The sequence below is a fragment of the Cellulomonas rhizosphaerae genome (assembly GCF_003470205.1).
Lineage (GTDB): Bacteria > Actinomycetota > Actinomycetes > Actinomycetales > Cellulomonadaceae > Cellulomonas > Cellulomonas rhizosphaerae.
The window spans coordinates 1-9,649 of record NZ_QWKP01000105.1 but is presented as its reverse complement, the minus strand read 5'-3'; the positions used below and the strand labels follow the sequence as shown (position 1 = coordinate 9,649).

At 74.4% G+C, this 9,649-nt stretch carries 11 protein-coding genes; 5 read left to right on the top strand and 6 right to left on the bottom strand.

Features of this window, described 5'->3' with window-relative positions; translation table 11 throughout:
* The 3 genes from D1825_RS02415 to D1825_RS02405 all read right to left on the bottom strand — a co-directional run.
* Positions 1 to 205: hypothetical protein (locus D1825_RS02415; protein ID WP_138067379.1), on the bottom strand; the 205-nt coding region annotated here is incomplete at its 3' end.
* 222 nt (positions 206 to 427) lie between these two features.
* Positions 428 to 1,678, bottom strand: coding sequence for a glycosyltransferase family 2 protein (locus D1825_RS02410; protein WP_233549576.1), 1,251 nt, complete (start codon positions 1,676 to 1,678; stop codon positions 428 to 430).
* A gap of 8 nt (positions 1,679 to 1,686) precedes the next feature.
* Positions 1,687 to 2,712: a glycosyltransferase family protein gene (locus tag D1825_RS02405; protein WP_118765890.1), complete on the bottom strand. Its 1,026-nt coding sequence runs from the start codon at positions 2,710 to 2,712 to the stop codon at positions 1,687 to 1,689.
* Positions 2,713 to 2,819: 107 nt separating this feature from the next.
* Between D1825_RS02405 and D1825_RS02400 the strand changes: the two genes are divergently transcribed.
* The 4 genes from D1825_RS02400 to D1825_RS02385 are packed head-to-tail and all read left to right on the top strand — an operon-like array spanning position 2,820 to position 6,851.
* Positions 2,820 to 3,917, top strand: coding sequence for a glycosyltransferase (locus D1825_RS02400; protein ID WP_233549575.1), 1,098 nt, complete (start codon positions 2,820 to 2,822; stop codon positions 3,915 to 3,917).
* Positions 3,914 to 5,017 (top strand): glycosyltransferase, encoded by a 1,104-nt coding sequence (locus D1825_RS02395; RefSeq protein WP_118765888.1) that lies wholly within the window; start codon positions 3,914 to 3,916, stop codon positions 5,015 to 5,017. The genes D1825_RS02400 and D1825_RS02395 overlap by 4 nt, the downstream gene beginning before the upstream one ends.
* Positions 5,014 to 6,042, top strand: a complete 1,029-nt coding sequence (locus D1825_RS02390; RefSeq protein WP_233549574.1) for a glycosyltransferase — start codon at positions 5,014 to 5,016, stop codon at positions 6,040 to 6,042. The genes D1825_RS02395 and D1825_RS02390 overlap by 4 nt, the downstream gene beginning before the upstream one ends.
* Positions 6,039 to 6,851: a glycosyltransferase family 2 protein gene (locus D1825_RS02385; protein WP_118765887.1), complete on the top strand. Its 813-nt coding sequence runs from the start codon at positions 6,039 to 6,041 to the stop codon at positions 6,849 to 6,851. The genes D1825_RS02390 and D1825_RS02385 overlap by 4 nt, the downstream gene beginning before the upstream one ends.
* Here D1825_RS02385 and D1825_RS02380 read toward each other — a convergent pair.
* From D1825_RS02380 to D1825_RS02370, 3 genes are all read right to left on the bottom strand, one after another.
* On the bottom strand, positions 6,808 to 8,031 hold the full coding sequence (locus tag D1825_RS02380; protein ID WP_118765886.1) for a glycosyltransferase family 4 protein: 1,224 nt from the start codon (positions 8,029 to 8,031) through the stop codon (positions 6,808 to 6,810). The two genes, D1825_RS02385 and D1825_RS02380, sit on opposite strands and share 44 nt — an antisense overlap.
* 61 nt (positions 8,032 to 8,092) lie before the next feature.
* The gene (locus D1825_RS02375; protein ID WP_118765885.1) at positions 8,093 to 8,275 is read right to left on the bottom strand and encodes an Rv0909 family putative TA system antitoxin; all 183 of its coding nucleotides are present in this window, start codon (positions 8,273 to 8,275) and stop codon (positions 8,093 to 8,095) included.
* Between the two features lie 81 nt (positions 8,276 to 8,356).
* The gene (locus D1825_RS02370) at positions 8,357 to 9,094 is read right to left on the bottom strand and encodes a GAF and ANTAR domain-containing protein (RefSeq protein ID WP_158580666.1); all 738 of its coding nucleotides are present in this window, start codon (positions 9,092 to 9,094) and stop codon (positions 8,357 to 8,359) included.
* Between the two features lie 199 nt (positions 9,095 to 9,293).
* Here D1825_RS02370 and D1825_RS02365 point away from each other — a divergent pair.
* Positions 9,294 to 9,649, top strand: a 356-nt coding sequence (locus D1825_RS02365) for a fatty acid desaturase (protein WP_199721468.1), incomplete at its 3' end; no start/stop codon positions are given.

The following is a 9,649-nucleotide window of genomic DNA, read 5'->3' as shown; positions in this document are numbered from 1 at the left end:
TGCGGGCCTCGCCGAGCAGCGAGCCCGCCGCGTCGCTCGCGGAGGAGGCCGCGCCCTTGAGCTTGTCGGAGCCGGAGGTGTCGTCCGCGGCCGTCTCCTGGGAGTCGAGATCGGACGCGAGCGGCGGGTGGAGGACGCTCGTGCGGACCGGTACGCCGCCGGGCTCGCTGACCGAGGAGAGTGTGCGAGTGGGGTCGTCGGACATGGGTGGCCTGCTTCCGGTGCGGTGGCTGCCGAGGCTGACGCATGGAGGTGCGCCGCGTCGTGCGTCGAGGGGCTGATCGGGGGCGCGAGCGCTGGGCATCGCGTCGATCGGCACCGGGCGGTGTGTCCTACCGCCGGCAGTGGTCCAGGTCCGTCGCTGGACCCGGTACGTCGGACCGTACGTCGGACCATCCCCGGCCGCCACCCGAGACCGGTACCGCGACTACGCCCACCCGCCCAGGTATGCCGCGAGGTCGGGGGCCGACCCGAGCACCCGGCAGTCGGCGGTGCGCACCTCGACCTCGGGGGAGAGCCCGGGGCGGTCGTGTCGTGCACGCCGGGCGGCGGCCCGGCGCGACGTCACCCGGACGCACGGCACCCCTGCCTCGTCGGCGATCAGCAGGGCGCCGAGCTGCTCGGTGCCGACCCGGTCGACCGACCGGCGCAGCGCGCCGGCGCGCAGGAGGTGGGGAGCCAGGACGTCGACGTCGATCCGGACCCGGTCGACGATCCGCCGCGCGGCTGACGCCTCGCCCTCGACGGCGGCGTGCGGCAGGTCGGCCAGGACCTGGTCCGCCAGCAGGAACCGGGTCGCTGCGTCCAGGCCACCGGGAAGCCGCACGAGGATGTCGACGTGGGCAGGCACGTGGCCGCGCGGGCCCGACCCCGGCAGCGGGATCAGCTCGGCCAGGCGGAGGGTCTCGTCGTTGCGGGCCGCGAGCCCGTCGCCAGGGTCGTCGAGGCGCCCGGCGGCGTCGGGGCCGTCGTGCCAGGCCACCGCGTCGGGCACGTGGGCGAAGACCCCACCGGCGAGCCACGCGCGGTACGCCCACTCCCAGTCCTCCCCGCCGTAGGACGTGAAGGTCTCGTCGTACCCGCCGGCGGCCTCGAACATCGAGCGGGAGAACGCGGTCACCGCGCCGATGACGTACCGGTAGCTGCGGTCGTCCGCGTCGAGCAGGTTGCGCGAGCGTGCGTACGCGTCGCGCAACCAGCGCGGCTCGGCGACCTCCACGGTGGGTCCCACGCGCTCGACGGGCAGCGTGGTCGCGACGTGGTCGAACAGCGCGTGGCGTCGCCGTCCGACCGTGACGCAGTCGGGTGCGAGCGCCGGCAGCCGGGTGATGGCCCGGACGTAGCCGGGCTCCGGGGCGGTGTCGGCATCGAGCTGCACGACGAGGTCGTGCCGGGCTGCCGCGACGCCCAGGTTGCGCGCCGCAGCCAGCCGGAACCCGCGGTCGGGCTGCCGCTCGAGGCGGACCCCGTCCGGCACGCTCGGCGGGGTGCGGGACCCGTCGTCGACGACGACGACGTCGAGCAGGTCCGCCGGGTAGTCCTGGGCTCGAACGGCAGCCAGGGTGCGGGTCAGCTGGCGCGGCTGCTCGTAGTGGGCGATGACGACCGAGACGGGAGGCAACGGGTCCGGCCGCAGGCCGTCGAGCAGGTCCCAGCGGTTCTGGGGTACGGCGTGCACCGACCCGCTCACGGGGTGCGCCAGATCGCGAGGTAGGCGCGGGCGGCGTCGGCCATGTCGGGTCGCAGCTCGGCCGAAGCCGGCAACCACGTCGATGCCGGGTCACGCCAGGCCGCTCCGATCGCCTCGCCGAGCGAGTCGGGGTCGACGAGGTGGATCAGGCCGGGCCGCAGGTCGTCCATCTCCCGGGTGTACCGCGACCGCAGGACGAGCGCCCGTCGCCCGTGCTCCGCCCACTCGATCAGCGTGCGCGATGCCGAGAGGTGCTGGTGCGCGACCACCGGCACGCCGGCTCCCCACAGGTGCTCGCGGTACGCCGCGCGATCGAGCACGCCCGTGACCTCGAGCTCCGCGCCCGCCGCGGCGACGGCAACGCGCAAGTTCTCGAGCTCTTGCTCGTGCCCGGGCGACGACCCACCGATCGCCACGACCTTCACGGGTGCCGACCCGACCGGGGCGGCGAGCACGGCCGCCCTCGCCGCCTCGAGATGGCCCTTGCCGGGGTAGACCCATCCGGCGACGAGGACGCGCAGGCCCTGCCCGGCCGTCGCCCGGTGCCGGACGGGGGGCACCTCCGCGCGCGCCGTGCCCAGCGGCACGACGTGCACCGCGGCGGCGACGTCGCCGTCGACGTGGTCGCGCACGAGGGCCCGCTCGTGCTCGCTGCACACCACGACGCGACGCGCCGCGCGGGCGATGCGGCCGTATCCCGCCGCGCGCCGCTCGAGCCGTCCGGGTCCGTCCGACGGCTGAGGGATGTCGTGGAGCGTGACCGAGACCTCGCAGAGCGCGGCGACGGACTCGACGACGTCGGCGGCCGCCGACGGCGAGCTGCCCAGCAGGTGGTCGGTGACGTGCACGTGCAACGGCCGGTGCTCGCGGGCGAGCGCGACGAGTGCGTCAGCGTCGGGGACCGGGACGACCGCGGCGGTCGGCACGAGGGCGACGACGGCCGCGGCGAGGTCGGAAGCGTACCCGCTCACGCCGTGGCCCGACGGACCAAGGACGACCAGGTCGGGGCACGGGGATGACATGGGTGCATCGTCGTCCAGTCGCGGGGTGAGGGCGACCGGGCGAGACTGGCGCCACCGCAGACCCGGATCGATCGTTGGAGGCGACCTTGGGGGCACCCCCTCTTGCCGTGGGCAGCGCTCGGCGCGCCGGGACGATCCGCGTGGTCGCCGTTCCCGCGGGCCATCCGTACGTCCGCGCGGTCACCGCCGATCGCGGCGTGACGGTCCTGCCCGACCCACCCGTGCTCGGCGCGCCGGCGGGCCAGTGGTGGCCGCCCGCGGCGCTCGACGCGTCGTGGATCGAGCAGCACGCCGCCGACGCCGACCTCTTGCACGTCCACTTCGGCACCGAGTCGTTCACGCTCGACCACCTGCGGTCCGCGCTCGACGCCGCCCGCCAGGCGGGCTGGCCGGTCGTCGTGACCGTGCACGACATCGACCACCCGCAGCTCCGCGACCAGAGCCACTACGTCGCGCAGCTCGGCATCCTGCTCGAGCGCGCGGACGCGGTCGTGACCCTGACCCCGGGTGCGGCAGCCGAGGTGCGGCGACGCTGGCACCGCGAAGCTCAGGTGGTTCCCCATCCGCGGATCCTGGCTCCCGGCTGGTCGGACGGGGCGGGTGTCGCACCGCACACTCCTCGGGTGGCGGCGCACCTCAAAGACCTCCGACCCGGGATCGACGCGCCCTCGACGATCGCAGCGCTGACGGCGGCGTCCCGGCACCTGCGTGCCGACGGGATCGAGGTCGAGATCGAGGTCCACCTGCGGGACCGGACCCGGGACGCGGCCCTCGCCGCACGGGTTCGTGAGCTGTGCACCGCCGGAGGTCTCACCCTCGTGGAGCAGGGCCGACTCACGGACGACGAGCTGGCGGCGCACCTCGCCCGCCTCGGCGCATGCGTCCTGGCCTACGGGCACGGCACGCACTCCGGCTGGCTCGAGCTCTGCTGGGACCTCGGCGTCCCCGTGGTCGCTCCTGCCGTCGGTCACCTGCGCGACCAGCACCGAGACGGCAGCGTGCTCCCGGTCGTGCCGCTCGACCAGCCGGGCGCAGGCGCCGACGTCGCCCAGGCCCTCGCGATCGCGCTCACCCAGCCCGCTGCGGGTACGCGCGACCGCCGGGCTCTCGTCGGACGCCGGGCCGAGGCCCGCGTCGTCACGGACCGGGTCGCGACCGAGGCGCACCGCGCCCTCTACCAGCGGTTGATCGAGGCCGGGCGATGAGCCGCACCCTCGACATCCTCGTCGTCGCTCCGCTGCGCTTCCCGCTCGGCCCCCCGCACGCGGGTGGGCTCGAGTCGATGGTGTGGAACGAGGTGCGGGCGCTGCGCGATCGCGGCCACAGGGTCGGCCTGATCGCGGCCGAAGGATCCGACCAGCTCGACGTGGGCAGTCCCGCCTTCAGCCTCCCGACGGTGACGTGGGGCTCGAGCCACGACGCCACGGACGCGACGTGGCCGACAGCATCCCTGGGCCGCACCGTGCACGCGCTGGACCGGGCGCTCGACGAGGCAGCCCTGGGCCAGTGGGACGTCGTGCTCAACCACTGCTTGCACCCGCTGCCGCTCCGGCGTGCCCGCGACCTCGGCGCCCCCGTGATCACGACCCTGCACACACCGCCCGAGCCGGCTCTCGTCGCCGCCGCGCAGGACGTTCCGTCGTCCGCCGCGTTCGTCGCGGTGAGCGAGCACACGCGGGCCGCCTGGGCGCGGGCGGGCGTGACGTCGCAGCTGCTCCACAACGGCGTGCGCGTCGAGGACTGGCCGCTCGGGCCGGGCGGCGAGGACCTGGTCTGGTTCGGCAGGATCGTGCCCGAGAAGGCGCCGCACCTGGCCATCGAGGTCGCGCGCAGGCTCGGCCGCCGCATCGTGCTGGCGGGCCGGGTCGGCGACGAGCGCTACATGCGCACCGTCGTCGCGCCGATGCTCGGCAGGGACGCGCGGTGGGGCGGTCATCTCGACCAGTCGGCGCTCGCGCGGCTCGTCGGGCACAGCGCGACCTCGGTGGTCACCTCGGTGTGGGCCGAGCCGTTCGGCCTCGTGGCGCCCGAGTCCCTCTGCTGCGGCACCCCCGTCGCGGGCTTCGCGGTGGGCGGGCTGCCGGAGGTGGCCGGCAAGACCCTGGGCATGTCCCTGAACCCGCTCGACGACCTCGACGGGCTGGTCGCAGGGGCCGAGTCGTTGGCCACCCGAGCGAGGGTCACGGCGTTCCGCTCTGCGGTCCGCGCCTCGGCCCGGCGATCGTTCTCGCTCGACGCCCGCGTGCTCGCCCTCGAGGACGCGATCCTCGGCGTCCTGGCGACGTCCGGGCAGGAGGTCGCGTGACCCGATCCGGGGTCGCGTGGTACGTCCACCACCACGGCTCCGGGCACGCGACGCGGTTCCGGGCGATCAGCGCGCACCTCGACGAGCAGATCGTCGGGCTGGGGTCCATGGCGCGACCGTCGGGCCTGCGCGACGAGATCTCCTGGGTGCAGCTCGACCGCGACGACGGGCTCGAGCCGGGTCAGCCATCCCCGCAGGATCTCGATCCGACCGTGGGCGGGCTGCTGCACTGGGCGCCGCTCGGGCACCAGGGGCACCGGCGCCGGCTCGCCCGCATCGCGCAGGAGCTCACGCAGCGCGCCGTCACCGCGCTCGTGGTGGACACGTCGGTCGAGGTCGCACTCCTGGGCCGACTCCTGGGCGTACCCACGGTGCTCGTGACGCAACCCGGTCGGCGCGGCGACGCTGCGCACACCCTGGGGCTCGCCACGGCGACGCGGATCATCGCGCCGTGGCCCGCCGAGCTGCTGCGACCGCCACACCTCGCGGACGTGCAGGACTCCGTCGTGTTCACCGGCGGGATCAGCCGCTTCGAGGGTCGACGGTCAGGCCGGGCCCGACCGCGGACCGTGCTGCTCCTGGCGGGCGGCGGCGGTGCCGAGGTCGGGGCGGAGGACCTGCGGCGTGCCAGCGCGGCGAGCCCTGACTACACCTGGGCTCTCGCGGGCACGCTGGGTGGCGACTCGGGCTCCTGGCAGGACGACCCGTGGGCCGACCTCTCGTCGGCCGAGATCGTCGTCAGCTGGGCCGGCCAGAACGCCGTCGCCGACCTGGCCGCGTCGGATGCCCGCGCGGTCGTCGTCCCCCAGGAGCGTCCCTTCGACGAGCAGCGGGCCACTGCCGTGGCTCTCCGTGACGCGGGGCTCGCGGTGGTCGGCCCGCGCTGGCCCGAGCCCGATCGCTGGCCGGACCTTCTCGGAGAGGCTGGAGCCCTGGAACCTGCCTGGCGGCGGTGGGAGGTCGAGGGGGCCGCACGTCGGGCCGCGGCCGTCGTCCACGGCGTCGCGACAGGTGTGCTCCGATGACGACGGCGGTCGTCACGGTCTGCTCCGACGGGCGCCTCGGCCACCAGGCGCACCAGGCTCGTGCGGTGCGACGTCAGGGAGCCGAGCTGTACGTCGTCGGGTGGGTCGGTGACGACGGCCCGCCCCAGGACGTCGACGCCGACCTGGTGGTGCACGTCCCACCAGGGCGCGACGGGCTGCGCGTCGCCGCCGCCCGCAACGCCGGCGCTGACCTGGCCGTGGCGCGCGGCGCCGACCTCCTCGTGTTCCTGGACGCCGACTGCGTCCCCGGCCCGGACCTGCTGCGCGGGTATGCGGCAGCGGCCGAGGCCCGGCCCGAGGCCGTTCTGTGCGGTCCCGTGACCTACCTGGCACCGGGCGTCGACGTCGACGACGTGGATGCCCTCACGCGGTCGACCCGCCCGCACCCCGCTCGCCCCGACCCACCGGGCGGCACCTTGCTCGTGGCGGGGGACGGCGACTACGAGCTGTTCTGGTCGCTCTCCTTCGCCCTCACGGCCTCGCGCTGGTCGTCGGCGCCGCACTTCGACGGCCGGTACGAGGGCTACGGCGCGGAGGACACCGACTTCGCCTTCGCGTTGCGCGAGCGCGACATCCCGATCGTCTGGGTGGGCGGGGGCCATGCCTACCACCAGCACCATCCGACCCAGTCGCCGCCGTGGCAGCACCTCGACGACATCCTGCGCAACGGCGCTCGATTCGCGGGGCGGTGGGGCCGGTGGCCGATGGGAGGGTGGCTCGACGCGTTCGCGGCCGCGGGAGCGATCAGGTGGGACGGGACGACGTGGCGACGCGCCGTCCCGGGGTGACCGGGCCGAGCAGCTCGTCGGCGGCACGGAGCAGCAGCGGAGCGACCCGGTCGGGGGCGTAGGCGTCCGCGGAGCGCGCCGCCGCCTGCCCGAGCCGGAGCCGGAGCGCGCGGTCGTCGAGGAGCCGGATCAGGGCACGGGCCAGGTCGGCAGCATCACCGGGGCTCACCATGAGGCAGTCGTCGTCGTCCGTGCAGAAGTCGTCGAAGCCGCTGCCGCGCGTCACGACGACGGCGGCTCCGACCGCCTTCGCCTCGAGGGCCGCGTTGCCGAAGCCCTCCCACAGCGACGGGCACATCACGGCGGTCGCGGCGCGCACGCACGGGTGGAGGTGCTCGGCCGGGAGGTGCCCGACGAGGTGCACCCGGTCACGGGCGCCGACGGGGACGAGGTCCAGCAGTCCTGCGCGGTCCGGCTCGAACCGCCGGTCGCCGCTCGACCCGGCGAGCACCAGGTGCGCGGCCGGATGATGGGCGCTCACCGACGCGAACGCAGCCATGGCCTCGAGCACGCCCTTGCGCCGTTCGAGCCGCCCGACGAACAGGATCACCGGTCCGCTGCTCGGCCACCATGCCGGCGGCCGCGAAGCGCGGGAGAGCAAGCGGACCTGCTCGATGTCGACGGTGTTGGGAACCACCCGCGCCGGCGGCAGGCGGCCGAGGAGGCGCTGGCTGCGCTCCACCATCGCGCGGGAGATGGCGACGACGCCCGCGGATCGACGGATCTGCCGGTGCTCCCTCGCGGACCGGACCACCTGGACGGCTCCGCGGCGCCACCCAAAGCTTGCCGGGGAGAGCCCGGCCACCTCGTTCTGCAGGGACGTGCTCGTGGCGAGGTTGGTCAGCAGGGGCGCGCCGCGGGGGAGCGACGACGCGATCGCGCCCCACTCGGGCGCAAAGATGCGGTCATACCCGCCGGCCCGCGCGGCGCGAGCCAGGACGTGCCGGTCGGGGATCGTCACGATGCGGTGGGGGCGGGACCGCGCATCGAGCAGGACGACGCCGCCAGGTACTGACTCCGCAACGAGCTCCTCGGCGCCGACCATCAGCAGGTCGACCTGAGCCCCCGCCCGGACGAGAGCCGGGAGAAGCCCCGCGTAGTGGGTGCCGATCCCGCCGGTGTAGGCCGTCAGGCCCGCGTACTCCGACGTCGCGACCAGCCACCGCTCGTCGCGGGTCACGCCGGCCGGTCATGGTCGTCGCCGGGCGCCGCGCGACGCGCGGCACCCAGCGAGACCATGGTCACGCGTTGCCGAGCTTGCCGTCGGCGGAGTCCTCCGCCTTCGTGATCTGCTCGTCGTGCGATCCGCCGGTCACCTTCGACGCGGCGTCCGAAGCCTTGTCCAGCCCGGCGTCGCTCGCCTTCTCGCCCTTGTCGCTGTCGAGCGCGTCGGTGGCCTTGTTCTTCAGGTCGTCGATACCCATGTCGAACTCCTCGTGTCGCCCTGCCGGTTCGTGCCGTGCGGTTCATCGTGTGCCCGCACCCTCCCGGCCGCACGCCGGGGTCTACGGGGTCCGCGCTCGGAAGCCCCCGGCGTGACTGGAGGAGCCCGAGACGGCCTCGACGATCGAGGCGGCGACGTCGCGCAGCTTGACGTTGCGGTGCTGGGACGCCGCACGAAGGATCTTCAGGGCTTCGTCCTCGCTGCAGCGGTTCTGGGCGAGGATCACACCGATCGCCTGGTCGATCACCGCCCGGGAGGCGAGGGCGGCTCGAAGGTCGGCATTGAGCTCTGCCTGGTCGGTGCCTCGCATGTGCAGGTGCATCGCGCGGGCGACCTCGTCGGCGTACAGGTTCCCGAGGGCCAAGGAACCCTCGTCCCACGGGTCGACGTTCGGCGAGTAGAGGTTGAGCGCGATGTCGACACCCGACCGCACCTCGCGCGGGAACGCGGCGACCGAGACGTAGCCGCGCTCCAGGGCTGCCTCCCGCCACGCCGGCCACCTCGTCTCGCTCCGCAGGTCGGAAGACGTGACGAGCTCGCCGGTGTCGAGGGCTTCGAGGCACGGGCCATCGTCGGCCGCGTACTGGGCCTCGTCGCACACCGAGGCGATCGGGTCGCTCGCGGCCATCGCCATGGGTTTGCGGTCGCGCCGCACGGTGACGGTGGCGGACGTGCCCGTTCCCGCCCGGTTCGCGGCCGCGCTCGCGGCGCCCTCGATGAAGCCCTGGAAGCCCGGCATCTCCAGGAGGAGGACCTGCAGCTCGCTGATCAGCGTGGTGTGGATGGGGTGGTTCTCCATGGGCATCTCCGTCCGTGGGTCGGCCTCCGACGAAGCCGACCTGTCTGCCCCGAGCGTATGGCGGTGTGGATCGGCAGACATCTGGAGCGGGCGCTCTCCCGCCCGGTTGCGAGATGTCGGGGCCGGGTTAGCGTTGCAGCCAGGTCCGGACCTGGCCACCCGCACTGCCGCTCGGCGGCAGCTGACGATGGAGCCGTCCATGACGACCGACCTTTCCGAAGCCCGCCCAGCAGCTCAGGACTTCACCGAGCTCACCGCGATGGTCCAGGCCCGCGGGCTGCTGCGACGGAGGTACGCCCACTACTGGACGCGCTTCGCACTCCTCAACGCTGCGCTGGTCGCCGTCGCCGTCACGTTCTTCGCAGTGGGGGACAGCTGGTGGCAGCTGGCGGTCGCGGGGGTCCTCGCCGTCGTGCTCGGGCAGGTCATGTTCCTCCGGCACGACGCCGCGCACCGCCAGATCTTCCGGTCAGGCCGCTGGAACGACTGGGCGAGCCTGGTCATCGCCAACCTGTACGCGGGCATGAGCTACGGCTGGTGGCAGCACAAGCACAG

Bases quoted from the DNA above. Each gene is read 5' to 3' on its own strand.
- D1825_RS02375 (WP_118765885.1), bottom strand. From the start codon at position 8,275: ATGGGTATCGACGACCTGAAGAACAAGGCCACCGACGCGCTCGACAGC.
- D1825_RS02395 (WP_118765888.1), top strand. From the start codon at position 3,914: ATGAGCCGCACCCTCGACATCCTCGTCGTCGCTCCGCTGCGCTTCCCG.
- D1825_RS02385 (WP_118765887.1), top strand. From the start codon at position 6,039: ATGACGACGGCGGTCGTCACGGTCTGCTCCGACGGGCGCCTCGGCCAC.
- D1825_RS02405 (WP_118765890.1), bottom strand. From the start codon at position 2,712: ATGTCATCCCCGTGCCCCGACCTGGTCGTCCTTGGTCCGTCGGGCCAC.
- D1825_RS02370 (WP_158580666.1), bottom strand. From the start codon at position 9,094: ATGGAGAACCACCCCATCCACACCACGCTGATCAGCGAGCTGCAGGTC.